This is a genomic window from Streptomyces lancefieldiae, assembly GCF_031845825.1.
In the GTDB taxonomy this organism is placed as follows: domain Bacteria; phylum Actinomycetota; class Actinomycetes; order Streptomycetales; family Streptomycetaceae; genus Streptomyces; species Streptomyces lancefieldiae.
Genome location: NZ_JAVRFH010000024.1, coordinates 29,448 through 54,194 on the forward strand (window position 1 = coordinate 29,448; position 24,747 = coordinate 54,194).

Annotated in this window: 23 protein-coding genes and 1 tRNA gene; 9 read left to right on the plus strand and 15 right to left on the minus strand. The window is 72.1% G+C overall.

The genetic code is table 11. The features are described 5' to 3' along the window. Window positions 1-34: 34 nt before the first annotated feature. Entirely contained in the window at window positions 35-352 is a 318-nt protein-coding gene (gene clpS / locus RM812_RS22795; protein WP_311575095.1) for an ATP-dependent Clp protease adapter ClpS, read from the minus strand. A 180-nt stretch (window positions 353-532) separates the two neighbouring features. Between clpS and RM812_RS22800 the strand changes: the two genes are divergently transcribed. Both RM812_RS22800 and RM812_RS22805 read left to right on the plus strand, forming a co-directional pair. After that, the gene (locus RM812_RS22800; RefSeq protein ID WP_311575096.1) at window positions 533-1,879 is read left to right on the plus strand and encodes a nicotinate phosphoribosyltransferase; all 1,347 of its coding nucleotides are present in this window, start codon (window positions 533-535) and stop codon (window positions 1,877-1,879) included. A 118-nt stretch (window positions 1,880-1,997) separates the two neighbouring features. After that, window positions 1,998-2,585, plus strand: coding sequence for an isochorismatase family protein (locus RM812_RS22805; protein ID WP_311575097.1), 588 nt, complete (start codon window positions 1,998-2,000; stop codon window positions 2,583-2,585). 2 nt (window positions 2,586-2,587) lie between these two features. Here RM812_RS22805 and RM812_RS22810 read toward each other — a convergent pair whose 3' ends face one another. Both RM812_RS22810 and RM812_RS22815 read right to left on the minus strand, forming a co-directional pair. Continuing rightward, complete coding sequence (locus RM812_RS22810; RefSeq protein ID WP_311575098.1) at window positions 2,588-2,932, minus strand: hypothetical protein; 345 nt, start codon at window positions 2,930-2,932, stop codon at window positions 2,588-2,590. Between the two features lie 146 nt (window positions 2,933-3,078). Further along, window positions 3,079-5,430: an immune inhibitor A domain-containing protein gene (locus tag RM812_RS22815; RefSeq protein ID WP_311575099.1), complete on the minus strand. Its 2,352-nt coding sequence runs from the start codon at window positions 5,428-5,430 to the stop codon at window positions 3,079-3,081. Window positions 5,431-5,865: 435 nt separating this feature from the next. Between RM812_RS22815 and RM812_RS22820 the strand changes: the two genes are divergently transcribed. Then, window positions 5,866-6,150, plus strand: a complete 285-nt coding sequence (locus RM812_RS22820; RefSeq protein ID WP_311575100.1) for a hypothetical protein — start codon at window positions 5,866-5,868, stop codon at window positions 6,148-6,150. A 25-nt stretch (window positions 6,151-6,175) separates the two neighbouring features. Here RM812_RS22820 and RM812_RS22825 read toward each other — a convergent pair whose 3' ends face one another. The 4 genes from RM812_RS22825 to hppD form a co-directional block, all read right to left on the minus strand. Further along, window positions 6,176-6,949 carry an RDD family protein gene (locus RM812_RS22825; RefSeq protein WP_311575101.1) on the minus strand — a complete coding sequence of 258 codons (774 nt, stop codon included), beginning with the start codon at window positions 6,947-6,949 and terminating at the stop codon, window positions 6,176-6,178. A gap of 86 nt (window positions 6,950-7,035) precedes the next feature. Next, on the minus strand, window positions 7,036-8,628 hold the full coding sequence (locus tag RM812_RS22830; RefSeq protein ID WP_311575102.1) for an RDD family protein: 1,593 nt from the start codon (window positions 8,626-8,628) through the stop codon (window positions 7,036-7,038). Window positions 8,629-8,800: 172 nt separating this feature from the next. Then, window positions 8,801-10,225 (minus strand): FAD-binding oxidoreductase, encoded by a 1,425-nt coding sequence (locus tag RM812_RS22835; RefSeq protein ID WP_311575158.1) that lies wholly within the window; start codon window positions 10,223-10,225, stop codon window positions 8,801-8,803. Window positions 10,226-10,371: 146 nt separating this feature from the next. After that, the gene (hppD, locus tag RM812_RS22840; protein ID WP_311575103.1) at window positions 10,372-11,517 is read right to left on the minus strand and encodes a 4-hydroxyphenylpyruvate dioxygenase; all 1,146 of its coding nucleotides are present in this window, start codon (window positions 11,515-11,517) and stop codon (window positions 10,372-10,374) included. Window positions 11,518-11,642: 125 nt separating this feature from the next. On the opposite strand from hppD, the gene RM812_RS22845 reads away from it, so the two are divergent. The 5 genes from RM812_RS22845 to RM812_RS22865 are packed head-to-tail and all read left to right on the plus strand — an operon-like array spanning window position 11,643 to window position 15,945. After that, entirely contained in the window at window positions 11,643-12,125 is a 483-nt protein-coding gene (locus RM812_RS22845) for an Lrp/AsnC family transcriptional regulator (RefSeq protein WP_311575104.1), read from the plus strand. A 26-nt stretch (window positions 12,126-12,151) separates the two neighbouring features. Further along, window positions 12,152-12,799 carry an ABC transporter permease gene (locus RM812_RS22850; protein WP_311575105.1) on the plus strand — a complete coding sequence of 216 codons (648 nt, stop codon included), beginning with the start codon at window positions 12,152-12,154 and terminating at the stop codon, window positions 12,797-12,799. Next, on the plus strand, window positions 12,792-14,126 hold the full coding sequence (locus RM812_RS22855; RefSeq protein ID WP_311575106.1) for a betaine/proline/choline family ABC transporter ATP-binding protein: 1,335 nt from the start codon (window positions 12,792-12,794) through the stop codon (window positions 14,124-14,126). Before RM812_RS22850 ends, RM812_RS22855 begins: the two co-directional genes overlap by 8 nt. Further along, window positions 14,123-14,980: an ABC transporter permease gene (locus tag RM812_RS22860; RefSeq protein ID WP_311575107.1), complete on the plus strand. Its 858-nt coding sequence runs from the start codon at window positions 14,123-14,125 to the stop codon at window positions 14,978-14,980. The genes RM812_RS22855 and RM812_RS22860 overlap by 4 nt, the downstream gene beginning before the upstream one ends. Then, window positions 14,977-15,945: a glycine betaine ABC transporter substrate-binding protein gene (locus RM812_RS22865; protein WP_311575108.1), complete on the plus strand. Its 969-nt coding sequence runs from the start codon at window positions 14,977-14,979 to the stop codon at window positions 15,943-15,945. Before RM812_RS22860 ends, RM812_RS22865 begins: the two co-directional genes overlap by 4 nt. 41 nt (window positions 15,946-15,986) lie before the next feature. Here RM812_RS22865 and RM812_RS22870 read toward each other — a convergent pair whose 3' ends face one another. From RM812_RS22870 to RM812_RS22900, 7 genes are all read right to left on the minus strand, one after another. Then, window positions 15,987-16,766 (minus strand): S16 family serine protease, encoded by a 780-nt coding sequence (locus tag RM812_RS22870; RefSeq protein ID WP_311575109.1) that lies wholly within the window; start codon window positions 16,764-16,766, stop codon window positions 15,987-15,989. Window positions 16,767-16,874: 108 nt separating this feature from the next. Continuing rightward, window positions 16,875-17,456, minus strand: a complete 582-nt coding sequence (locus tag RM812_RS22875) for a TetR/AcrR family transcriptional regulator (protein WP_311575110.1) — start codon at window positions 17,454-17,456, stop codon at window positions 16,875-16,877. 66 nt (window positions 17,457-17,522) lie between these two features. Then, entirely contained in the window at window positions 17,523-18,413 is an 891-nt protein-coding gene (locus tag RM812_RS22880; protein WP_311575111.1) for an SDR family NAD(P)-dependent oxidoreductase, read from the minus strand. Window positions 18,414-18,538: 125 nt separating this feature from the next. Continuing rightward, on the minus strand, window positions 18,539-18,940 hold the full coding sequence (locus RM812_RS22885; RefSeq protein WP_311575112.1) for a hypothetical protein: 402 nt from the start codon (window positions 18,938-18,940) through the stop codon (window positions 18,539-18,541). Window positions 18,941-19,236: 296 nt separating this feature from the next. After that, complete coding sequence (locus RM812_RS22890; protein ID WP_311575113.1) at window positions 19,237-19,896, minus strand: IclR family transcriptional regulator; 660 nt, start codon at window positions 19,894-19,896, stop codon at window positions 19,237-19,239. 302 nt (window positions 19,897-20,198) lie between these two features. Next, the gene (locus tag RM812_RS22895; protein WP_311575114.1) at window positions 20,199-21,995 is read right to left on the minus strand and encodes a DEAD/DEAH box helicase; all 1,797 of its coding nucleotides are present in this window, start codon (window positions 21,993-21,995) and stop codon (window positions 20,199-20,201) included. Between the two features lie 171 nt (window positions 21,996-22,166). Next, the gene (locus RM812_RS22900; RefSeq protein ID WP_311575115.1) at window positions 22,167-23,690 is read right to left on the minus strand and encodes an MFS transporter; all 1,524 of its coding nucleotides are present in this window, start codon (window positions 23,688-23,690) and stop codon (window positions 22,167-22,169) included. Window positions 23,691-23,907: 217 nt separating this feature from the next. On the opposite strand from RM812_RS22900, the gene RM812_RS22905 reads away from it, so the two are divergent. Further along, window positions 23,908-23,982, plus strand: a tRNA-Cys gene (locus tag RM812_RS22905). Here RM812_RS22905 and RM812_RS22910 read toward each other — a convergent pair. Further along, entirely contained in the window at window positions 23,951-24,631 is a 681-nt protein-coding gene (locus tag RM812_RS22910; protein WP_311575116.1) for an SUKH-4 family immunity protein, read from the minus strand. The two genes, RM812_RS22905 and RM812_RS22910, sit on opposite strands and share 32 nt — an antisense overlap. Window positions 24,632-24,747: the final 116 nt, after the last annotated feature.

Below are 24,747 nucleotides of genomic sequence, written 5' to 3' on the forward strand. Positions count from 1 at the left end.
ATTCAGCTACTTCCGTCCTGCGGGCGGGCGTGGGTCATTTCCGGTCCTGCTGGAGGGTGGCCCACAGACCGTAGCCGTGCATGGCCTGGACATCCCGCTCCATCTCCTCGCGCGAGCCACTGGACACGACCGCCCGGCCCTTGTGGTGGACGTCGAGCATGAGCTTGGTGGCCTTGTCCTTCGAGTAGCCGAAGTAGGACTGGAAGACGTACGTCACGTAGCTCATGAGGTTGACGGGATCGTTGTGCACGATCGTCAGCCAGGGCACGTCGGGCTCGGGTACGGCGAATACCTCCTCCGCCGACTCGGTCTTCTCGATCTCCATGGGTGCGGCTGCCGTCACATGGCCCATGCTGCCACCACAGGGGGGCACCCGCACAAACGGGCCTGTGGGCCACGCCACTGGACCACAAATCGTCAGACTGACGAAATGGGGGTACGATTCTTTCCGTGCCGCATACACCGGGGGACGACCCCCCGGACCCCCGGCCGCCTCGGGGGACACCCGGCGAGTCATGGCTAGGAGAGTTTGGTGGGCGTAGCGGACCTTGGGCTGCCGGTGGACGTCCCGTCGACGGCGCTCTTCACGGACCAGTACGAGCTGACCATGCTGCGCGCCGCCCTGAAGGCGGGCACGGCCGGGCGGCGGAGCGTGTTCGAGGTCTTCACCAGGCGGTTGCCGAACGGGCGCCGCTACGGCGTCGTGGCGGGCACCGGCCGGGTGCTGGACGCGGTGGAGAACTTCCGCTTCGACACGGACGTCCTGCGCTTCCTGCGCGAGCGGGGCATCGTCGACGAGGAGACCCTGGACTGGCTCGCGGGGTACCGCTTCAGCGGGGACATCTGGGGCTACCCCGAGGGCGAGGTGTACTTCCCGGGCTCGCCGATCATGCGGGTCGAGGGGAGCTTCGGCGAGTGCGTGCTGCTGGAGACGGTGCTCCTGTCCATCCTCAACCACGACTCGGCGATCGCCGCCGCCGCCTCCCGCATGTCCTCCGCCGCCGGGGACCGCCCGCTGATCGAGATGGGCGCCCGCCGCACCCACGAGCTGGCCGCGGTGGCCGCCGCCCGCTCCGCCTACGTCGGCGGCTTCGCGACCACCTCCGACCTGGCCGCGGGCTTCCGCTACAACATCCCCACCGTCGGCACCTCCGCCCACGCCTTCACCCTGCTGCACGACAGCGAGCGCGACGCCTTCCGGGCCCAGGTGGACGCCCTCGGCCGGAACACCACGCTGCTGGTGGACACCTACGACGTCGCCGAGGCCGTCCGTACGGCCGTGGAGATCGCCGGGCCCGAGCTGGGCGCCGTGCGCATCGACTCCGGCGACCTGCTGCTGGTGGCTCACCGGGTGCGCCAGCAGCTGGACGAGCTGGGCGCCACGGAGACGAAGATCGTCGTGACCTCGGACCTGGACGAGTACGCCATCGCCTCGCTGGCGGCGGCGCCCGTGGACGCGTACGGCGTCGGCACCCAGCTGGTGACCGGGTCCGGGCACCCGACGGCCTCGATGGTCTACAAGCTCGTCGCCCGCGCCGAGTCCGGCGGCGCCGACGCGCCGCTGGTGCCGGTGGCCAAGAAGTCCAGCGGCGGCAAGACCTCGATCGGCGGACGCAAGTGGGCCGCCCGGCGGCAGGACCCGTACGGCTACGCCGAGGCCGAGGTCGTCGGCACCGGGCCCGTGCCCGCCGACCTCGCCGACCGGCAGCTCCTGGTCGAGCTGGTCAAGGGCGGTGAGGTCGTCGCCCGCGAGTCGCTGGACGTCGCCCGGGACCGGCACGCGGCGGCCCGCGCCAACCTGCCGCTGTCCGCCACCCAGCTCTCCCGGGGGGAACCCGTCATTCCGACGGAGTACGTGCACGGGGGCTCGGGTAGCTAAAGCTGGTGCGGCCCGACAGGCCCCGCACCCCCGCCCCCTCTTCACCTGTCCCCGCCCGTCCCGCCCGCCCCACGCGTCCCCCCGACCCCACAGTCGACCCAGTCGAAGGACACCGACCATGCGCCGCGCCTTGATCGTCGTTGACGTGCAGAACGACTTCTGCGAGGGAGGCAGTCTCGCGGTGGCCGGCGGTGCCGACGTGGCCGCCGCCATCACCGAGCTGATCGGGCAGGCGCCCGCCGGCTACCGCCACGTCGTGGCCACCCGCGACCACCACGTCGCACCGGGCGGCCACTTCGCCGACCACCCCGACTACGTCCACTCCTGGCCGGCGCACTGCGTCGCCGGCACGGAAGGGGTCGGCTTCCACCCGAACTTCGCCCCCGCCGTCGCCTCCGGCGCCATAGACGCCGTCTTCGACAAGGGGGCGTACGCGGCGGCCTACAGCGGTTTCGAGGGCTCCGACGAGAACGGCACGAAGCTCGCCGACTGGCTGCGCGACCGGAGGATCGACGAGGTGGACGTCGTGGGCATCGCCACCGACCACTGCGTACGGGCCACCGCCCTGGACGCCGTCCGCGAGGGTTTCCGCACGCAGGTGCTGCTCGACCTGACCGCCGGGGTGGCCGCTCAGACCACCGAGCGGGCGCTGGAGGAGCTGCGGAAGGCGGGCGTGGAGCTGTCGGGGAAGCCGGTCGTCCAGTAGTCCTACGCCTGTGCCGCGGGGCGTCGGAGCAGCGCCCGGATCGGGTGCCACAGCTCCTGGACCAGGTCCCCTCCGCCCGCTGCACCGGCCACCGGCGCCGTGCGCCATATCAGGCCGTCCGGGTGGTGCAGGACCGCCGTGATCTCGTCCGGGGTGGGCGGGGCGGCGTTGCCCCGCAGGTAGACCGACCGCAGGCCCAGGTTGCGCAGCCTGGTCAGGGCGCGCGCCCGGTTGAGCGCGTGGACGAGCACCCGGACGCCTCCGGGCCCGTCGGCGGCGGGGCTGGGCAGGTTCAGTGCCACCACCACGGTGCCGTTCGGCAGCTTGCAGAAGCCTCCTGCGGCCATGCGGTCATACCCCCGTGTCAGCCGGTGTCGGTCCGGTTGTCGAACCAGGTGTCAATAAGAGAACCACAGGACGCACCTAAACACGGATCGGCGGCGACCCGCCAGGGGGCCACCGCCGATCACGCTCTGACCTGGGCAGATGCTATTTACCTGCCCGCGGGACCCACCTCGAGCTCGATCGTCGAGCCGTCCTTGGCCTCCTTGAGGATCTTGACCTTGGTGTTGGTGTCAGTGACCTTGACGCCACCGGTCGGGTTCGACTCGTCGTAGTAGTCGCTCGTGCGGTCGTTGAAGACCGAGACGCCCTTCGAGCCCGGGAAGTACGTCGCCACGTCCGCCTTGTGCAGCGTGATGGCGTCCGTGCGGTAGAGGCTGAACGGCGAGTCGTACGCCTGGACGCGGTTGCGCAGCAGGGTGCCGTCCTTCCACTTCATCGCGGTCGGGTGCGAGTCGATCGGCAGGACCAGGCCGGTGCCCGGGTGCTGGCTGGTGTTGTTGTCCGCCTGGGAGGTGTCCCACTTCCAGATCAGCAGGCCGTTCTGGTAGGCGTAGTGCTCCACCCAGTTCGGGCGCGTCGTGAAGCCGAAGTTGTACGGGCCGGTCTTCAGCGTCTTGTCGTACGACACGTACTGCCGGTTCTCGGCGATGTAGTACTGCGCGTAGTCCTTGGTGAAGGAGGCGCCGACGCGGGAGAAGCCGGTGGCCGTCCAGGCGGCGTCCGCGCTCTCGGCGTTGTCGGTGAACAGCGCCTCGCCGTCCGCGGTGACCGCGATCGCGTCGGCCGTGAAGCCCTTCTGGGCCACGCCGCCGTCGGTCTGGTAGCGGAAGCGGACGTCGACCTTCTTGCCGGCGTAGGCGTCCAGGGAGTACGTGAACTTCTGGTGGCCGTCGAGCGTGCCGTGCAGGGCCGGCTTGTCGGCGGCGTCGCGCGGGATCGGCTGACCGTCCACCGTGCCGTCGACCGCGGTCCAGTTGGCGCCGCCGTCGGTGGAGACCTCGGTGTAGAGGTAGTCGTAGTTGGCCTCGATGTCGTACCAGCCGTCGAAGGTCAGCGCGGCGGACGACTTGCCGGTCAGGTCGACCGAGCGGCTCAGCGTGTTCTTGAGGTTGTCGCCGCTGCCGCTCCACCACTGGGTCCGGCCCTCGGCCGGGGTGACGATCTCGGTGGTGACGGCCTTCTTCGGCAGCTGGACGACCAGGCCCTGCTTGTGCTTGGTGTTGTACTCGGCGACGCCCAGCTTGTGCCAGGAGTTCACGCCGGCCTTGGCGGTGTCGTAGTTCAGCCAGCCGAGCTGGAGCTTGTCCCAGGCGGTCATGTCGCCGGGCAGGTCGCCGATCTCGTTGCGGCCGGTGCCGAGCCAGGAGCCGGAGGACATCAGCGTCCAGAAGCCGGTGGAGTTGTCGCCGCCGGCCGTGTCGTAGTGGTCCGGCAGACCGAGGTCGTGGCCGTACTCGTGGGCGTAGACGCCGAGGCCGCCGTTCTCCGGCTGGATGGTGTAGTCGCCGACCCAGACGCCGGTGGAGCCGATCTGCGCGCCGCCGAGCTTGTTCTGCTCGGGGCCGGAGGCGCCGGCGTCGGTGCCGAAGGCGTACCAGCGGTGGGCCCAGATGGCGTCCGTGCCCTGGACGCCGCCGCCCGCGGACTCGTCCTCGCCGGCGTGCACGATCTGGAAGTGGTCGATGTAGCCGTCGGGCTCGTTGAAGTCGCCGTCGCCGTCGAAGTCGTAGCGGTCCCACTCGTCGAACCGGGCGACGTCCGCCTTGATCTGGGCGTCGGTGCGACCGGCGGCCTTCTGCTCGGCGACCCAGGCGTTCAGGCCGTCGCTGACGACGTTCCACACGCTCGGGCAGTTGGTGTCGCCGCAGGCGTTGTTGCCGTAACGGGCCTCGTTGTAGGGGACCTTGACCCAGTCGGAGACCTCGCCGTCGACCGAGTAGCGGCCGGAGGACTGCTTCTCGTAGTAGGTCTTGACCGAGTCGACGCCCTTGCCGGAGCCGAAGTACAGGTCCTGGAAGTGCTGCTGGTCGTAGTCGGCCTTCCAGGCCGTGGAGTTGTCCGTCCTGCGGTCCGGCTTGGCTATCTGGTTGTGCAGCGGGCCCGCGTCGCCGCCGTAGCGGCTGTCGACCTTGTCGCCGAACTCGACCAGGATGGTGAAGATCTTGTCGGTCTTCTCCCGGCCCAGCTCGACGTACTTGCTGTCGCCCTTCTTGCTCTTGAGCTGGACGACCTTCGAGCCGTCCTTGCTCTTCACCGAGGCCTCGCCGGATATGACCTGGTTCAGGGCCTCCTCGCGCTGGGCGTCCTGAGTCCTGCTCAGCGGGCCCTCGAGGTCGTGGGAGTGCGTGCCCTTCTCCGGGTGCGGGTCGTGGCGGTCCACGGCTTCCGGCCGGGCGGGCGAGTCCGCCTGCGCCACACCGGCCGCGGAGAGCGTGGCGGTGGCCGCGGCGAGTGCGACGGCGGTCGCCGCCGTTCTGAACGTCCAGGATCCTCTGGTCACTTGAGTTCCTCCCCCGCGTTCACGCGCGCGGAAGGGGGGACAAGGACAGGGCAAAGTCCGCGCACACGTGATCAACGCGTGTAGTCAAGTGACGACATTTGACTAGAGGTTCGACAGAAAAGACAGACCTTGACTTGGGCAGAACAAGTGCACTATGCGGAGTCGGCGTTCGCTTTGCGGACACCGGACCGCCCGCATCCCGGCCGGCGTCGCCGTCACGCTCTTCCAACGGGCGCGTACCGCCGTCCACTTGCCGGACGTCATGAATCCGTGCGCCCCCCGTGCATCGGCCCTGTCGGCTGGGTCACGCTTACTGCCGGTTCCCCTCGGGCACACAGCCCGTTAGAGTCGCTTGGCAGAAAGCCCGGAAACCGGTGGAATGCCAGGCCGACAGCACGTCTCACCCACAGATTGCCTTCCGAGGACACGATGGCCATGCCCCGTCCGACTGCCGCACAGTTCGCCTACGGTTCGTGCACGGTGATCTTCTCGACGCTCGCCATGCTGCTGCTGTCCCGGACGAGTTCGGGTCCCGGAGTCGCTGTCGTCGCCGTCGCGGCGCTCGCCCTCGGGCTGCTGGTCGCCATGACGGTGCCGCTGCCCAGGACGCGCACGGTGACCGCCGTGCCGAACCGCACGCCCGCCGCGGCCCAGGAGCCGGTGCCGGCGGCGCCGGTCGCCGCGGGGTCGGGCGAACCGGCACGCGGGCGGGCCGCCTGACCCTCACCGGCCTCCTGCCGGGCCGTCAACGGGTGCTGACCACCACCGTCTTGGCCGCCTTGTCGTGCAGGCCCTGTTTGTAAGGCCGGTCGAAGAAGCTCCAGCCCCCCGCGATGACCGTCCAGACACAGGCGCAGCAGAACGCGAACGGGATCCACAGCACCAGGGCGCGGACCAGCGACGTCTGCACCGAGGGCGTGGCGCCGTCGTCCAGGTTGGCCACCCGCAGGCCGAGCCACTTCTTGCCGAGGGTCTGGCCCCTGCTGGCGGTCATGTAGGTGTCGTAGGCGATGTAGAGCACGGCGGCGATCAGGGACTGCCCGAAGGACTTGCCCGCCTCGACCTGGTCGCCGTCCACGTCGTACTCCTGGACGTTGAACGCCCAGCTGAGCAGCCAGACCACGATGCCCACGAGGATCATGTCGATGATCCGCGCGAGGGTGCGCCGACCGCTGTCGGCGAGCGGGGGCATGCCGGCGAGCGGGTCGGTGGGGAAGGATCCGCCACCGTACGGATCACCGCCGTAGGGTCCCCCTCCTCCGCCGCCGTAAGGGCCGCCTCCACCGCCGTAGGGGCCGCCTCCGCCGCCGGGGGGCGGGGGGTGGCTTCCGCCGTACGGTGGCGGCTGGCCGGGACCGCCGGGCGGGGGCGGGCTGTCGTACGGCGAGCCCGCGCCGCCCGTGCCCGCGCCGGTGCCGGGGCCGGGCTCCGGGCCCGGTCCGGGGGTCGGGGGGCGTTTCCTGAACGGGTCGTCTTCCGGCGGCTGCCCGCCGGGGCCGGGGGGCGGTTCGCTGCTCATGGCCCGAGTCGACCGCGAACCCCCGGACAACGCATCCGGCGAGCCGCCGTCCGGAGTACGGCGTGCCCGTGGGGGTGGGTGGGCGGTCAGTGCGCCACGAAGGTACGGGCCGCCTTGTCGTGCCAGCACTGGTGCCACGGCCGGTCGAACAGGCACCACGCCACGCCGACGACACCGACGGCCAGGAGGCCGGGGACGCTGTAGACCAGCCAGCGGCGCAGGGACGCGCCGAAGGACGGGGGCTCGTGGCCCTCGATGTCCCGTACCTCCAGGCCCAGCAGCTTCTTGCCCAGGGTGCGGCCCCACTTGGCGGTGGGCAGCGCCTCGTAGACGACGCCGAAGAGCAGCAGGACGGCCAGCACGATGCCCAGGTACGTGGCCGTGGTGCCGTCGAGCAGCCAGACCGTGACGGTCTCGCCGGAGAGCTTGGCCTCGTCGATCTTGTCGTTGACGTGGTCGATCGCCTTGGTGCCGAGGGGCACGGCGGCCACGGCGGTGACGGCGGCGAGGACGAGGGTGTCGATCAGCCGCGCGGCCAGCCGCTTGCCGAGTCCGGCGGGGCGCGCCGCCGCCTGGCGCCGGGCGGCGGCCTGGAACACGTCCTCGACCGGCGGCTTCCAGGGCGCGACGGGCTGCTCGTCCCCGCCGGCGCCGGCGAGCTGGTGCACCTGCTGCGCCCAGGAGGACTGACCGCCGCCGGGCCCGGCCGTGATCGGGGCCGGGGCGGCCGGCTGCGGGCCGGCGGGCTGGGCGGCGCCGGGCAGCGGGCCGGCAGGCTGCGAGGCGGCGGGCAGCGGGGCGACGGGCTGGGAGGTGGCGGGCAGCGGGGCGACGGGCTGGGAGGTGACGGGCAGCGGGCCGGCAGGCTGCTGCGAGGCGGCGGGCAGCGGGGCGGCGGCCTGGTGGGGGACGGCCGGACCGGTCGCGCCGCCCGTCCGCTGCGGGCCGGAGGGGGCCGTCGGTGCGCCGGCCCCGGGGCCCTGCGCGGCCTGCCCGGTGCCGAAGCCGGGGCCGCCCGTGCCGGGGACCGCGCGGAAGGTGAGGGTGCCGTCGTCGGCGGCGCCGTCCGCGGCCGGAGTGCCCTGGGCCCCCTCCGTCGGGCGCCGGAAGACGAAGGTGTTGCCCGACCCGGCCTCCGCCTCACCGGACGCGGCCCCCGCCGAGCCGTCCGCCCCCGCGGCACGGGGATCGCTCGCGGTCCCCCCACCGGCGGATCCCGTACCGGAACCCTGGCGCCCGGAGCCACCGGTGCCGTTCTCCGAACCGGCGTCGGCCGCCGCTCCCCCGGCCTCCCGCGCGTGCGGGACCCGCGGGTCCGGGCCCTGGGCTGTGCCCGGCCAGGCGACGAGGTGGTTCGGGTCACCGGCGTAGCCGGACCGGTGGGAGCCGTCGGCGCCCCAGGCCGAGGCGGGCTCCGGGCGGCCGCCGTGCTGGGACGCGGCGGCGGGCGGCGCCTCCTCGACCGGGTCCTCGTCGAAGAAGTGCGGGCCGGTCTCCTCCACGGAGGCCCGCGCGCCGGGCGGCGGCGCGAGCGGCTCGCCGTCCTTGGGTGCGGGCCGGCTCGTGCCCGGCATCCAGGAGGCGCCGTTCCAGTACCGGACATATCCAGGAATGGACGGGTCCGGGTAATACCCTTCGCGGGGCCTGTCGTCGCCGGGGGCCGGGGTTGGGGCGCTCATGTCCGTCGTCCCGTATCTGCTCGGGGGTTGATAGGGGGGCCTCAACATCTATCAGACGGGCGCAATCCGCACCGCCGGTCCCGCCGGACCCGCCCCTTTCGGGCAACCTCGTGCACACACCTTCACACCCGGGGCGGAGCCGGGAAAGAAGTCGGTGGCGGAGGACGCGGGGTCAGAACAGCTTGCCCGGGTTGAGGATGCCCAGCGGGTCGAAGACCTGTTTGACGGCCCGTTGCATCTCCAGGCCCACCGGGCCGATCTCGCGGGCCAGCCACTCCTTCTTCAGCACGCCCACGCCGTGCTCGCCGGTGATGGTGCCGCCGAGTTCCAGGCCGAGGGCCATGATCTCGTCGAAGGACTCGCGGGCCCGCCGCGACTCGTCGGGGTCCGCCGCGTCGAAGCAGACGGTGGGGTGGGTGTTGCCGTCGCCCGCGTGGGCGCAGACCCCGATGGTGAGGTCGTACTTCGCCGCGACGCGCTCGATGCCCTCCAGCATGTCACCGAGCCGGGACCGGGGCACGCACACGTCGTCGATCATCGTCGTGCCCTTGACGGCTTCCAGCGCGGTGAGCGACAGGCGCCGCGCCTGGAGGAGGAGTTCCGACTCGGCCGCGTCGTCGGCGGGGACCACCTGCGTGGCGCCCGCGGCCTCGCACAGCGCGCCGACGGCGGCGAGGTCGGCGGCCGGGTCGACCGTGTCGAAGGCGGCCAGCAACAAGGCTTCCGTGGTTTCCGGCAGCCCCATGTGGGCGAGGTCGTTGACGGCCTTGACGGTCGTGCGGTCCATCAGTTCGAGGAGGGAGGGCACGTGCCCGCCCTCCATGATCCGGCAGATCGCGTCGCAGGCGGCGGACGCGGAGGCGAACTCGGCGGCCAGCACCAGTTGCTCGGGCGGCTTGGGGCGCAGGGCGAGAACGGCCCGTACGACGATGCCCAGGGAGCCCTCGGAGCCGACGAACAGGCGGGTGAGGTCGTACCCGGCGACGCCCTTGGCGGTGCGGCGGCCGGTGGACATCAGGCGGCCGTCGGCGAGGACGACGTCCAGACCGAGGACGTACTCGGCCGTCACCCCGTACTTGACGCAGCACAGGCCGCCGGAGGCGGTGCCGATGTTGCCGCCGATGGTGCACGTCTCCCAGCTGGAGGGGTCGGGCGGGTAGTACAGGCCGTGTTCGCCGACCGCGCGGGAGAGCGTGGCGTTGACGACGCCCGGTTCGACGACGGCGACGCGGTCGACCGGGTTGATCTCCAGGATGCGGTCCATCCTGGTGAGGGAGAGGACCACGCAGCCGTCGGTGGCGTTGGCCCCGCCGGACAGGCCGGTGCGGGCGCCCTGCGGGACGACCGGGACGCGCAGCTCGGTGGCGGTGCGCATGACGTGCTGGACGTCCTCCACGGTGCGCGGCAGGACGACCACGGCGGGGGCGCCGGCCGGGCAGAAGCTCGCCATGTCGTTGGCGTAGGAGGCCGTGACGTCGGGGTCGGTGAGGACGGCCTCGGCGGGCAGGCCGGCGAGCAGCCGGTCGACGAGGGTGCCGGGGACCGCCGTGGCTGCGTCGTCCTCGTCGCGAGGCGCTTCGATACGGCTCATGATCAGAGGTTCGCACCCGGGGGCACCGATGTGAACCCCGTCGGGCCTCTCCGGTGTGGGCGCCCGGGGCGGGGCGCGCCGGTGGCGAGGGGGGCACCGGCGGGCTGGGCGGGCCCTCCGTGGAGGGCCCGCCCCGGTGGCCGCCGCTGCCGTCAGAGGTTGCCGCGCCTGGCCTGTTCGCGCTCGATCGCCTCGAACAGGGCCTTGAAGTTGCCCTTGCCGAAGCCCATCGAGCCGTGCCGTTCGATGAGCTCGAAGAAGACGGTCGGGCGGTCCTGGACCGGCTTGGTGAAGATCTGCAGCAGGTAGCCGTCCTCGTCGCGGTCGACGAGGATCTTCAGCTCGCGCAGCGTCTCGACGGGCACCCGGGTCTCCCCCGCCCACTCGCCGAGCGTGTCGTAGTACGAGTCGGGGGTGTCCAGGAACTGGACACCGGACGCCTTCATCGTGCGCACGGTCTGCACGATGTCGTTGGTGTTCAGCGCGATGTGCTGGACGCCGGCGCCGCCGTAGAACTCGAGGTACTCGTCGATCTGGGACTTCTTCTTGGCGACGGCGGGCTCGTTGATCGGGAACTTGACCTTGAGGGTGCCGTCGGCGACGACCTTGGACATCAGCGCGCTGTACTCGGTGGCGATGTCGTCGCCCACGAACTCCTTCATGTTCGTGAAGCCCATGACCTTGTTGTAGAAGCCGACCCATTCGTTCATGCGGCCGAGTTCGACGTTGCCGACGCAGTGGTCGACGGCCTGGAAGGTGCGCTGCGCGGGCGGCTCGACGATCGGCGCGGCGGCGGCGTAGCCGGGCAGGTAGGGGCCGTCGTAGCCGGTGCGCTCGACGAGGGTGTGGCGGGTCTCGCCGTAGGTGGCGATGGCGGCGAGGACCACGGTGCCGTGCTCGTCCTTGACCTCGTGGGGCTCGGCGAGGGAGCGGGCGCCGTGCTCGACGGCGTAGGCGTGGGCGGCGCGCGCGTCCGGGACCTCGATGGCGAGGTCGACGACGCCGTCGCCGTGCTCGGCCACGTGCTGGGTGAGGAAGCGGCCCCAGTCGGTGGTGGGCTTGATGACGGAGGTGAGGACGAAGCGGGCGGAGCCGTTCTCCAGGACGTAGCTCGCGGTCTCGCGGCTGCCGTTCTCCGGTCCGGAGTAGGCGACCAGCCGCATGCCGAAGGCGGTGGAGTAGTAGTGCGCCGCCTGCTTGGCGTTGCCCACGGCGAAGACGACCGCGTCCATTCCCTTGACCGGGAAGGGATCGGCCTGCCGGGCGGTGTCGGGAGTGTGGTGTGTGGTCTGCGTCATAGCCGCAGGTTCTCCCGCGTCTGCAAGGTGCGCAATAGTTCGCGCATTCGCTGGGCAATCTGACCAGTGATACGCCGGTGGGGGCGGGCGATGTGTACAGGATGACCAGCCGGGAGGGTGCGGGGATGGGGATCGATCGACTGGACGGGCGGATCATCGGCCTGCTGGCCCGGGAGCCGCGGACAGGGGTGCTGGAGATGTCCCGGCGGCTGGGGGTGGCGCGCGGCACCGTGCAGGCGCGCCTGGACCGCCTTCAGTCGAACGGCGTCATCCGCGGATTCGGTCCGGAGGTGGACCCGGCGGCGCTCGGGTACCCGGTGACCGCGTTCGCGACGCTGGAGATCCGGCAGGGCCAAGGAGCCGACGTACGGGCGCACTTGGCGACCGTTCCGGAGGTGCTGGAGCTGCACACCACGACCGGCACCGGGGACATGCTGTGCCGGCTGGTGGCCCGCTCTAACGCGGATCTCCAGCGGGTGATCGACCGGGTTGTCGGTTTTGATGGCATCGTCCGGGCCGCCACGGCGATCGTCATGGAGAACCCCGTTCCGCTGCGGATCATCCCGCTGGTGGAGCAGGCGGCCCGCGACCAGGGCAGCAGCGACTGAGACCGGCCGACCGGAGGTGAGCGGCGGTGAACTTCTGGGAGTTCCTGGGCAGCCGCCACCAGCAGCTGCTCACCGACGCCTACCAGCACGCCAGCGCGGTCTTCCAGTGCATGGTCGTGGCGACGCTGCTCGGGGTCCTGATCGGCACGGTCACCTACCGCAGCGAGTGGGCGGGGAACCTGGCGACCCTGACCACGTCGACCATCCTGACCATTCCGTCGCTGGCCATGATCGGTCTGCTCATCCCGGTCGTGGGCCTGGGGGTGCCGCCGACGGTGACCGCGCTGACCCTGTACGGGCTGCTGCCGATCGTGCGCAACGCGATCGTCGGTCTGCGCGGGGTCGACCCGGCGCTGGTGGACGCGGCCAAGGGCATCGGCATGTCGCGTGCGGCCCGGCTGCTGCGGGTGGAGCTGCCGCTGGCCTGGCCGCCGATCCTCACCGGGGTCCGGGTCTCGACGCAGATGCTGATGGGCATCGCCGCGATCGCCGCCTACGCCTCCGGCCCGGGCCTCGGCAACGAGATCTTCCGCGGGATCGCCTCGCTGGGCAGCAGGAACGCGCTCAACCAGGTCCTCTCGGGCACGCTCGGGATCATCGTCCTGGCGCTGCTGTTCGACGCCGCGTACGTCCTGCTCGGGCGGCTGACCATTCCGAGGGGGATCCGTGCCTGAGACGACCGGGCCCGCTGGGACGACCGGTGACGGCGCCACCGCCACCGGGGCGACCATCGAGCTGGAGTCCCTCACCAAGCGCTACCCCGGCAATCCGCAGCCGGCCGTCGACAACGTGTCGATGGAGATCAGGGCCGGCGAGACGGTGATCTTCGTCGGCCCCTCGGGCTGCGGCAAGTCCACCACCCTGAAGATGATCAACAGACTGATCGAGCCCAGCGGCGGGCGCATCCGCATCAACGGCGAGGACGTCACCGACATCGACCCGGTGAAGCTGCGCCGGAAGGTCGGGTACGCGATCCAGTCCTCCGGTCTCTTCCCGCACATGACGGTCGCGCAGAACATCGCGCTGGTACCGAAGATGATCGGCTGGTCGAAGGCGCGGATCCGGTCGCGGGTGGAGGAGATGCTCGACCTGGTGGGGCTGGACGCCGCGGAGTTCCACGGCCGCTATCCGCGTCAGCTCTCCGGCGGCCAGCAGCAGCGGGTGGGCGTGGCGCGGGCACTGGCGGCCGATCCGCCGGTGCTGCTGATGGACGAGCCGTTCGGCGCGGTCGACCCGATCACCCGGGACCACCTCCAGGACGAGCTGATCCGGCTCCAGCGCGAGCTGCACAAGACGATCGTCTTCGTCACCCACGACTTCGACGAGGCGATCAAGCTGGGCGACCGGATCGCCGTGCTGCGCGAACGCTCCCACATCGCGCAGTTCGACACCCCGGAGGCCATCCTCACCAACCCGGCGGACGACTTCGTCTCCGGTTTCGTGGGCGCCGGGGCGGCCCTGAAGCGGCTGAACCTGACCCGCGTGCGGGACGTGGGGATCACCGACTACCCGACGGTGACCGTGGAGGACCCGCTCCAGCACATCTTCGACCGGCTGCGGGCGGCCGGCACCAACGAGATCCTGCTCCTCGACCGGCGCGGGCGGCCCTACAAGTGGCTGCGGCGCGGCGACCTGATGCGGGCCAGGGGTTCGCTGGCGCGGGCCGGAACGCTGGTGCACGACACGGTGACCCGGGACGCCACGCTGCGGGACGCGCTGGAGGCGGTGCTGACCGACAACACGGGGCGGGTCGCGGTCACCGGGCGGCGCGGGCAGTACGAGGGCGTCGTCGACATGGAGACGCTGATGAACTCCGTGCACGAGATGCTGGAGGCCGACCGGCTCGACGCGCTGGAGCACCAGCACGACCTGGAGGAGGCCCGGGCCGCTCAGACGCACTCCGAGCAGGAGGGCGTCGGCGGCTTCGAAGGCCCGGGAGGTCCCGGAGGCCCGGGAGGTCCCGGAGGTCCCGGAGGCTTCGGAGGGGAGGCGAAGGCGTGAGCACCGCTTCCGGCCGGCGGCCCGACGGCGGCCACGAGGACGCTGTCGCCCACGACGACGAGGACGAGGACGAGGCGGGGCAGGAGCTCCGCCCGCCGTCCCCGGCCGCGACCGGGCGGCGGGTCACCTGGCAGAAGCTGACCTTCCTGCCCGCGGTCCTGGTCGCCCTGCTGCTGGCGACCTGGCTGTGGTTCCGGCAGGCCGAGCTGGATGCACTGAGCCAGAACGCCCTGTCGAACGGCCAGGTCACCAAGGCCCTGTGGCAGCACGTCCAGCTCACGGTGATCTCCACCTTCTTCGTGCTGATCATCGCCATCCCGCTGGGCGTCCTGCTGACCCGCCGGATGTTCCGCAGGGCCACGCCGGTGGCGATGGCGTTCGCCAACATGGGACAGGCCACCCCGGCGATCGGCCTGCTGGCGCTGCTGGTGATCTGGCTGGGCATCGGCCGCAGGGCCGCTCTGATCGGCATCATCGTCTACGCCGTCCTGCCGGTGCTCTCCAACACCATCGCGGGCCTGAAGGCGAACGACCCGACGCTGCTGGAGGCGGCCCGCGGCATCGGCATGTCCCCCCTGGGCGTGCTCACGCGCGTGGAGCTGCCGCTGGCCGTCCCGCTCATCCTGGCCGGTGTGCGCACGGCCCTGGTGCTGAACGTCGGTACGGCGACCCTGGCGACCTTCGGCGGGGGCGGCGGCCTGGGCGTGCTGATCACCACGGGCATCACCAGCCAGCGCATGCCGGTGCTGGTGCTCGGCTCGATCCTCACCGTCGCCCTCGCGCTGCTGGTGGACTGGCTGGCCTCGCTCGCCGAGCTGCTGCTGCGCCCGCACGGTCTGGAGGCGGGGACATGAGACGGCGTACGTCGCTGCTGCCGGCCGCCGCGGTCCTGGCGGTGGTCGCCAGTTGCGGCCTGACCAGCGGCTCCCCCATGGTCGACGACGTCGAGCCCGGCTCGATCGGGAAGGGCCGGCCGCTGGAGGGTGCCGATCTCGCCGTCACCTCCAAGCAGTTCACCGAGCAGCTGGTCCTCGGCGCGGTCATGGGTATCGCCTTCGAGGCGGCCGGCGCCGAGGTGCTCGACCGCACCGGCATCCAGGGCTCCGTCGGCACCCGCGCGGCGGTCGAGAACGGCGACGCGGACGCCGCGTACGAGTACACGGGCACCGCCTGGATCACGTACCTGGGCCACAGCCGGCCGATCCCCGACCCGCGGCAGCAGTGGGAGGCGGTACGGGACGCCGATGCGAGGAAGGGGCTGACCTGGCTGGCGCCCGCGTCGTTGAACAACACCTACGCGCTGGCGATGAACCAGGCCAACCACCGGAAGTACCGCACGACGACCATGTCCGAGGTGGCCGAGCTGGCGAAGAAGGACCCCGGCGCGGTGACGCTCTGCGTGGAGGGCGAGTTCGCCAACCGCGCGGACGGGCTGCCGGGGCTGCAGAAGGCGTACGGGATGAGCATCCCGGCCCGGAACAGCACGCAGATGGACACCGGCATCATCTACACGCAGACCGCGAAGGGCGCCTGTACGTACGGCGAGGTGTACACCACCGACGGGCGGATCAAGTCCATGGACCTGGTGGTGATGGAGGACGACAAGAAGTTCTTCCCGAACTACAACGCGGCGCCCATGGTCCGCACGGACACCCTGGAGAAGTGGCCGGCGATCGCCTCCGTCCTCGCCCCGGTCACCGAGGCGCTGACCAACGAGGTCGCGCGGACGCTGAACGCGAAGGTCGACGTGGACGGGGAGGACCCGCACCAGGTGGCGCTGGACTGGATGGTGGAGAAGGGCTTCGTGAAGGAGAGCTGAGCCCCGCGCGGCAGGATCGGCAGGGCGCGCTCAGCACGCCCTCAGCAGGCGGGGACCTCGCCCTTGCCCGAATCCAGGGCCCGCAGCGAGTCGACCGCGCCCTTGAGGGTGGTGACCGGGATGAGCCTGAGCCCCTTCGGCAGCTGTGCCTGCGCCTCCGAGCACTCCGCCTTCGGCACCAGGAAGACGGTGGCCCCGTCCCGCCGGGCGGACTGCGTCTTCAGCGGCACGCCGCCGACGGCGCCGACCTTGCCGCCGGAGGTGATCGTGCCGGTACCGGCGATGACCCGGCCGCCGGTGAGGTCGTCGGCGCCCAGCTTGTCGATGATGCCGAGGGAGAACAGCAGACCGGCGCTGGGGCCGCCGACGCGCTCCAGGCTCAGGCTGACGTCGACGCCCGAGTCCTCGAGGTCCAGGTAGCCCAGCGCGGCCGTGACCGCCGCGTCCTGGGACTCCTTCATCTGCTCCGCGTTGTGCTCCTCGATCTCCTTGAGATCGTCGCCGCTCGGATAGACGGCGTCGCGCGGCATCACCGCCCGATCGGTGTCGAACCAGTTGCCGATCACGTCACCGAGGTGGATGCTCGCCTCCGGGCCGGTCGCCTCGATCGCGGTCATCCGCAGCTGCCCGCTCGTGTCGTGGGTCGGCGCCCCCTTGATCGTGATCACCGGCGCGCCCCGGTGGCTGCCGAGCACGTCGGCCGTCAGCCCGGGCCGCGCCACGGAGAACGGCAACGGCGCGAACAGGACGGCGGCGAGCAGCGCCACGACGGGCAGAGCACAGACGGCGAGAGCCTGGGGGCGTGTGAGACGAGAGAGCACGGGGTCAATCTAACGCGCGGTGGCTGCCGCCCCGGCTGCGGGCAGCGCGGCCCGCCCGCGCGGCCGCGGACAGCCCACCATGGGTACGGCCCCGCCCCGGGAGGCGTCTCACGCGTTCGAGGGCGTGGCGCGCAGGCCGCCGAGCAAGGTGGCCAGGTAGCGGTGCGCGGTGCCGACCCGGTCGGCGGCGGCGCCGCCGTGGACGTCCACGGCGTAGGCGATGCCGCACATGAGCGGGACCATGTCGGCGGCGGCCAGGCCGACACGGATGGTCCCGGCCTCGCGGGCCCGGTCGAAGAGTTCGGTGCCGGTCGACCACAGCGACGCCTTGAGCTCCCTGGTACGCGGCAGGGCTTCCTCCGGTGCGGCGGTGACCGGGGCCAGGGAGGCGTCGGTGACCTGCGCCTCGACGGTACGGGTGAGGAAGCCCTCGAGCGCCCGCCAGGGGTCGGTGTCGGCCAGCGCCTGCTCGCCGTGCGCGACCAGGGCTTCCAGGCAGGGGGTGGCGACGGTCTCCAGCAACGCCTCGGGGGTGGAGAAGTGCCGGTAGACGGTGCCGACGCCGAGTCCCGCGCGGCGGGCGACGTCGTTGAGCTGCAAGGGTGTGCCCTGCTCGACCAACTCACGGGCGACGGCGACGATCCGTTCCCAGTTGCGGGCCGCGTCCTTGCGCAGTGGCGTCGTCGTCATGGGGACATGTTAATCGGATGGCTCATCCGGATGGCCTGCCCGTCCGGGCCGGCCCCGCCTGACGGGTCAGGTCGCCACGAGGGGCGCGTACCGCTCGCCGAGCCGGCGCACGGCCTCCGCGAGGCGGGGGTCGGTCGCCGCGCGGAACGGCGCCACCGGGCGCGACCGTGCGCCGATGACGATGCCGGTCCGGCCCGTCAGAGCCTCGTCGGTGGCGGCGACGATCGAGGGCCGGGCGGCCTCGGACGCCGGACCCGACGTCGAGCGTTCGAACTTACGGCGCACCAGCGGCCACAGCAGACGCAGGGCCGGAGAGACGATCTTCGGGTCGGTCATGGTGCCGTCGGTCATGGCGGTCGCGGCGCCTCCGGGGTCGGCGGCGAACACCGAGACGCCCGTACCCTCCAGTCGCGTCGCCAGGTCGAGCGTGTGGGCGAGGTGGGCCAGCTTCGCGCGACCGTACCAGTGGAAACCGTAGTAGCCGCCGGGCGGCTCGACGGCGTCGAAGACCCGCTTGGCGGCGACCACCGCGGCCGAGGTCACGTTCACGATCCTGCTCGGCGCACCGGCCGTCAGCGTGGGCAGCAGCAGTTCCGTCAGCAGATACGGCGAAAGGTGGTTGACGACGAACGACGCCTCCACGCCGTCCATGGCCAGTCGCTCGGGGAACATCCCCCCGACGTTGTTGACCAGCACGGTCAGCGGTTCACCGGAGGCGGCGTGGTCGGAGGCGATCCGGTCGGCGAGCGCGCGCACGGCGTCGAGCGAGCCCAGGTCGGCGGACAGGAACCGGCCGGGGCGTTCCGGGTTCGCCGCGGTGATGCGGTCGACCGCCCGGGCGCCCCGGTCGGCGTCGCGTCCGACCACGGTGACGGAGAAGCCGGCGGCGGCCAGCCCCAGCGCCGTCTCCATTCCGATACCGGCCGTCCCGGCCGTGACCACGGCTGTCTTCCTCATGCGCCCCTCCACCAACATCCGGATACTCCATCCGGTTATCGGGACGGTAACACATATTCGGATGAGCTATCCGGTTAGCGGTGCCCTTGCGCCCGCGCCCCAGGGGGGAGCTGTCCTCGTGGGTCTCAAAGGCGCCCTCGAAGCCGCGCTCGAAGGCGTTCACCGAGCACGACGTCATGCGGAAGCCGCTCCAGCTCCTGGTCACCCACGTCCACGCCCTGCCGCCCGAGGACGCCGGCCAGGTGGCGCCAGTGGGCAGCCGCCATCCGCTCATGCGTCTCGCCGTCGACCGGCTCGTCCGGCCCGACCACCGTGCGGGCATCCTCCTCGATGTCCGAGGCCGTGATCCGGTCCCCGGGATCCGCCGAGGCCGAGGAACTCCAGCCCCAGCCACGGCCGTCGAGCAACACCAGGCTGCGGCCGTCCGCAAGGACGGCTTCCAGCCGTGCCGACACCGACATCTGCCGAGCGTCCGCGACGTCGTCGCCCAGATCGACGTGCGTGACCAACCCGGTCACCACGGTCATGCCGCTCCCCTTTTCGGCTTTCGGCCGGCCGGCGCCTTGCCGGAGCCGGCGCGCCCCATGGCCACGGTGTCCGGGGCCCACCGGGGGACGGGTATCCACACGTGTGCTTCCGAGTGCGCGCACTCGCGCGCCACCCGGAGGCAAGGCGCCGCAGGCCCGGCCCGGCACGGACGCTCCGCCGCGCGGGGCGGCGCCCTCGTACACCACGCGGGACCGAAACACCCGCACAAACGACGCAGCGCCCCGCACCGGTCGAGCATCTTCGGTACGGGGCGCCCGCGTTCACCTTCGGAACGTCACCTCAACGCCTCCGCCACCTCCCGGGCCGCGTCCATCACCCGCGCCCCCACCCGCTCCGGCACCACGTCGGCCAGCATCACCACCCCGACACTGCCCTCCACCCCCGTCACCCCGAGCAGCGGCGCGGCCGCCCCGCAGGCCCCGGTCTCCAACTCCCCGTGGGTCAGGGTGTATCCGGGCCCGTCCGCGTCGCCGCCGGCGGGCAGCGGCTGCTGCCGGGCGGAGAGGATCGCCTTCCCCGCGGCCCCCCGCTCCAGCGGGTGCCGAAACCCCGCCCGGTAGGCCACGTGGTAGTCCGTCCAGGTCGGTTCGACGACGGCCACGGCCAACGCCTCCGCCCCGTCCACCAGCGTCAGATGGGCCGTCGCCCCGATGTCCTCGGCCAGCGACCGCAGCGCGGGCATCGCCGCCTCGCGCACCAGTGGGTGCACCTGACGGCCCAGTCCCAGCACCCCGAGTCCGACCCGGGCGCGTCCGCCCAGGTCACGGCGTACCAATGCGTGCTGCTCCAGCGTGGCGAGCAACCGGTACACGACAGTCCGGTTCACGCCCAGTTTGTGGGAAAGCTCGGTGACGGTCAGCCCGTGGTCCGTATCGGCCAGCAGTTTGAGGACCCGCAGTCCCCGGTCGAGCGTCTGAGAGGTCTCCGCGGTCACGACGCCCACTCCTTAGTGGTGAGGTCGACGGCCCCCTCGCGGCGGATGCGTCACCGAGTCCCGTCAGTGACGCGCTTCAGAGGCCGCCGATCGGCTGACGGCCCGGCCTTGTGCCCGGGCCCAGTCGCTTCACGGCTGCGCTCCGCGGCGGCGCTGCCACGGGGCGTGTGCGTAGCGGGACAGTAGCGACCAGGTTCGCTCAGCGGAAGGCTCCGTCCAGAATCCGGGCGGTGACCGGTGGGGACTACCTGTGTTTGTCCGGATACGTACAGCGCTCGCGCGGCCGCCTCCCACCCCGCGGATCACTTCATCCGCGTCGCCCACTCCTGCACCTTGGCGATGCGCTGGCGCAACTGCCCCGCGGTGGCCTCGGCGCTGGGCGGGCCGCCGCACACGCGGCGCAGCTCGGTGTGGATCACGCCGTGCGGCTTGCCGCTCTGGTGGACGTAGGCGCCGACCATGGTGTTGAGCTGCTTGCGCAGCTCCATCAGCTCCTTGTGGGAGACGACCGGGCGCCGCTCGGCGGGCAGTTCGAGCAGGTCGGCCTCGTCGTCGGGCTTCCTGCGGCTGTGCGCGATCTGCCGGGCCTGCCGCTTCTGGAGCAGGAGTTGCACCTGGTCGGGCTCCAACAGGCCCGGAATGCCGAGGTAGTCCTGCTCCTCCTCGCTCCCCGGGTGGGCCTGCATGCCGAACTCGGCGCCGTTGTACATGACCCGGTCGAAGACGGCGTCGGACTCCAGCGCCTCGAAGGGCAGCATGTCCTGCTCGCCGGTGTCCTCGTCCTGCTCCCGGTTCGCCTCGTCCATCTCCTTCTCGGACTCGGCGTACGGGTCCTCCTCGCCCTCCTTCTTGGGCTTGTCGAGGACGTGGTCGCGCTCGCGCTCCATCTCGTTGGCGAAGGTGAGCAGGTCGGGCACGGTCGGCAGGAAGACGGAGGCGGTCTCGCCGCGCCGCCTGGACCGGACGAAGCGTCCGACGGCCTGGGCGAAGAACAGCGGCGTGGAGATGGTCGTGGCGTACACGCCGACCGCGAGGCGGGGGACGTCGACGCCCTCGGACACCATGCGGACGGCGACCATCCACCGGTCGGTGTTCGCGCTGAAGTCGTCGATGTTCTTCGACGCGCCGGTGTCGTCGGACAGGACGACGGTGGCCTTGCTGCCGGTGATCTCGCGGATCAGCTTGGCGTAGGCGCGGGCGGAGTCCTGGTCGGCGGCGATGACGAGGGCGCCGGCGTCCGGGATGGCCTTCCTGACCTCGGTGAGCCGCTGGTCGGCGGCGCGCAGCACGGCGGGCATCCACTCGCCGCGCGGGTCGAGCGCGGTGCGCCAGGCCTGGCTGACCGCGTCCTTGGTCATGGGCTCGCCGAGCCGGGCCGCGATCTCGTCGCCGGCCTTGGTGCGCCAGCGCATGTTGCCGCTGTAGCTCATGAAGATGACCGGACGGACGACGCCGTCGGCGAGCGCGGAGCCGTACCCGTAGGTGTAGTCGGCGGCGGAGCGGCGGATGCCGTCGTTGCCCTCCTCGTACGTGACGAAGGGGATCGGGTTGGTGTCGGACCGGAACGGCGTACCGGTCAGCGCGAGGCGCCGGGTGGCCGGCTCGAACGCCTCCAGGCAGGCCTCGCCCCAGGACTTGGAGTCACCGGCGTGGTGGATCTCGTCGAGGATGACGAGGGTCTTGCGCTGCTCGACGCGGTTGCGGTGCAGCATGGGGCGCACGCCGACGCCCGCATAGGTGATGGCGATGCCCTGGTACTCGCGGCTGAGCGGTCCGGCGCTGTACTCGGGGTCCAGCTTGATCCCGATCCGCGCCGCGGCCTCCGCCCACTGCTTCTTCAGGTGCTCGGTCGGCGCGACCACGGTCACCTGCTGCACGACGTGGTGGTGCAGCAGCCAGGACGCCAGCGTCAGCGCGAACGTGGTCTTTCCGGCGCCGGGGGTGGCGACCGCGAGGAAGTCCCGGGGCTGCTCCTGGAGGTACTTCTCCATCGCCCCCTGCTGCCAGGCCCGCAGCTTGCTGGCGGTGCCCCACGGGGCGCGGCCGGGGAAGGCCGGGGAGAGGTGGTGCGAGGTGCTGGAGCTGGCGGTGGTAGTCACGGTCTCCGAAGGGGGGTAGAACGGCTCGGCCACGTATGACAACCGGGCCACCCTACCGGCGCCCCGACGTGATCAAGGCGCCCACCGGGGCGGGTCACCCCCCGGTGGGACGGACGTCACAGCCGCCGCGCCCGCCCCGCGAGCGCCCCCTCCCGACCACCACGGCCGGTTTCACGGCTCGGCACGCTCACGTACCCGTGTGGCCACCCACGCGCCCACCAGCGCCACCGCCGCCATCGGCAGGAACACCGCCGCGAAGGCCGTCGGGTGGGAGCCGGTGGCCTCGGTGGCGGCGTGGGTCACCGTGCCGCCGCCGAGGGCCGCGAAGGCGGCTCCGCCGACGGCCAGCAGGATCACGTTGGACAGGCCGTCGGATATCTGGAGGGCGGCGGAGTTGGTCCCGGCCTCCTCGGGGGCGGAGAGCTGGAGCAGGAGCACGCTGGTGGAGGAGATCACCAGGCCCATCCCGAGGCAGCCGAAGCCCCAGGCGACGGCGACCGTCCAGGCGGGCACGGCGTCGATCAGCACGCTCGGGGCGGTGGCGATGGCCGCCGCGACCAGCACCATGCCCAACGTCATCAGCCGGTCCCGGTACGGCTCCATGCGCGGCCGGGACTGCAGCCAGGAGCCCGCCGCCCAGGTCGCGCCGCCCGCCGCGAGGGAGAGCCCGGCCAGCGTCGGGCTGAGCCCCCGCTGGGTGACCAGCATCAGCGGTACGAAGGACTCGGCGGCGATGAAGGAGCCCGCGGCGACGCCGCGGAGCAGGACGACGGAGGGCAGGCCGCGCACCGCCCGGTAGGTGCCGCGGGGCAGCAGCCCGAGGACGGCCGGGACGAGCAGCGCCACGCCCACCGCGCCGGGCAGCAGGGAGACCCAGCGCAGGTCCTGGGCGGCGTACTGGAGCAGGCCGGCGCCCAGTGAGATGGCGAGGGCGAGGCGGATGCGGCGGCGGTCGAAGGAGGCCGGCGCGTCCTGCGCGTCCGGCCCCCGCACCGGACCCGCCGCCCGGCTGCGTATCTGCGGCAGCGCGAGGGCCAGCGGGAACACCACCAGCACCGGGATGCCGACGAACACCCAGCGCCAGCCGAGGTGCTCGGTCACCGCTCCGGAGGCCAGCGGGCCGACGACGGACGGGACGACCCAGCCCGCGGCGAACGCCGCCATGATCGCGGGCCGCAGCCGCTCCGGGTAGGCCCGCCCGACGACGACGTACAGCGCGACGATCACCAGCCCGCCGCCGAGCCCCTGCACGGCCCGCCCGAGGATGAACAGCCACATCGCGCCCGCCGTGCCGGACAGCACCAGCCCGGCCGCGAAGGCGGCGATCCCGACGGTCAGCGGCGCCAGCGGGCCCCGCCGGTCCGACCACTGTCCGGAGAGCACCATCCCGAACAGGCTCGTCGTGAAGTACCCGGAGAACGCGAACGCGTACAGCGACACCCCGTCCAGCTCCCGCGCCGCCACCGGCATCGCGGTACCGACCGCCGTCGCCTCGAAGGCGATCAGCACGACGACGGAGACGATGCCGATGCTCAACGCCCGGTAGGCGCGGCTCAGCACGGTGTCGTCGGGACTCGCGGGGCCGTCGGGGGTGGCGCTGTCGTCGGGAGTGGCGCTGTCGTCGGGGGTCGCGGGGTCTACGGCGGTCACAGCGGGGACGGCGACATCGGTGTCGCGGGGCTCAGGGACGGTCATGGTCGCCAGAGTAAGGGCCACAGCCCGCGGTGACCCCTGTCGGGAGACGGTCCCGGACCAGGACCTTGGTCGTACGACCACCGGCCCGGTCCGAGCGTTCGTGAACGGCGTGTGGCAGTCACGTTGCGGCGCCTCCGGATGCCTTGAGCCCCTCCCCCGCGCCGCCCTACGGTCGAGTCACCGAGTTCGGCACCGGTCCGGACCGAGCTCGGGACACGGCCGTGTGCCCGAGTGGTTGAGGGGCTCGCCTGCAAAGCGAGTTACGCGGGTTCGAACCCCGCCACGGCCTCCAGCAGTGTCGCGCGGCGCAGCGCCCAGAGGGTGAGGGCGAGGGCGGAGACGTCCGACACCAGGGGGTGGAGGGCGTCGTCGGGCGCCCTCCAGGTCAGGACGGCGCCCGTCGTGCCGTCGACGACCACGTGATCCCCGCTCGCCAGCCGGCCCAGGCGTATGAGGTGAGCCGCGCGGTCGGGGGCCCGGCGCCCGGGGAACTCCTCGCAGTACTCGGCCAGCGTCGGCAGCGGCAGGTCGTCCGGGTCCCGGTCCAGCCGGAAGGGGTGGGCGTCCTCGGGCAGGCCCGTCTGCCGAAGGAAGCGGCGGGTGGGTTCGTGGTGGAGGGTCCCCGGGAAGTCGACGTCCTCGAACCGCGTCACCCGGCTCCGGCCGAACTCACGGTCCAGGAACCGCGCCGGCAGGTCCTGGGACGGTCCCGGCGCCGTGCGGTGGCCCGCGGCCAGGAGCAGGCAGCTCATCAGCGCGGAGGTGTTCCACAGCGACGGTGTCTCACCACCCCCCGGTGCCCGCCGGGCGGCGCCGCGCGTCCACCGCGGGTCCTCCAGCGACGTCGCGAGGCGGACCCGGGTCACCAGCGACGGCACCGCCCGGGTGGGCGTCGCCGTCGTGCGCACCGTGGTCGTCGTCCCGCTCGTGACCGCGTGCATCGTCTCCCCCGAGCATGTGTGTCCGCCCGTACGCGGACGGCTGCCGTTCCCACTCCTGCGGAGACTACGCGCCGCCACTGACAACGCGTCCGCGTGCGGGACCCGTTCCCCCGGTA

Excerpts from the sequence above, each read along its gene's own strand:
- RM812_RS22875 (WP_311575110.1), bottom strand. The coding sequence starts at position 17,456 with ATGACGACGACGCCACTGCGCAAGGACGCGGCCCGCAACTGGGAACGG.
- RM812_RS22865 (WP_311575108.1), top strand. The coding sequence starts at position 14,977 with ATGAGACGGCGTACGTCGCTGCTGCCGGCCGCCGCGGTCCTGGCGGTG.
- RM812_RS22825 (WP_311575101.1), bottom strand. The coding sequence starts at position 6,949 with ATGAGCAGCGAACCGCCCCCCGGCCCCGGCGGGCAGCCGCCGGAAGAC.
- RM812_RS22830 (WP_311575102.1), bottom strand. The coding sequence starts at position 8,628 with ATGAGCGCCCCAACCCCGGCCCCCGGCGACGACAGGCCCCGCGAAGGG.
- RM812_RS22820 (WP_311575100.1), top strand. The coding sequence starts at position 5,866 with ATGCCCCGTCCGACTGCCGCACAGTTCGCCTACGGTTCGTGCACGGTG.
- RM812_RS22900 (WP_311575115.1), bottom strand. The coding sequence starts at position 23,690 with ATGACCGTCCCTGAGCCCCGCGACACCGATGTCGCCGTCCCCGCTGTG.
- hppD (WP_311575103.1), bottom strand. The coding sequence starts at position 11,517 with ATGACGCAGACCACACACCACACTCCCGACACCGCCCGGCAGGCCGAT.
- RM812_RS22805 (WP_311575097.1), top strand. The coding sequence starts at position 1,998 with ATGCGCCGCGCCTTGATCGTCGTTGACGTGCAGAACGACTTCTGCGAG.
- RM812_RS22880 (WP_311575111.1), bottom strand. The coding sequence starts at position 18,413 with ATGAGGAAGACAGCCGTGGTCACGGCCGGGACGGCCGGTATCGGAATG.
- RM812_RS22885 (WP_311575112.1), bottom strand. The coding sequence starts at position 18,940 with ATGACCGTGGTGACCGGGTTGGTCACGCACGTCGATCTGGGCGACGAC.
- RM812_RS22845 (WP_311575104.1), top strand. The coding sequence starts at position 11,643 with ATGGGGATCGATCGACTGGACGGGCGGATCATCGGCCTGCTGGCCCGG.
- clpS (WP_311575095.1), bottom strand. The coding sequence starts at position 352 with ATGGGCCATGTGACGGCAGCCGCACCCATGGAGATCGAGAAGACCGAG.
- RM812_RS22910 (WP_311575116.1), bottom strand. The coding sequence starts at position 24,631 with ATGCACGCGGTCACGAGCGGGACGACGACCACGGTGCGCACGACGGCG.
- RM812_RS22810 (WP_311575098.1), bottom strand. The coding sequence starts at position 2,932 with ATGGCCGCAGGAGGCTTCTGCAAGCTGCCGAACGGCACCGTGGTGGTG.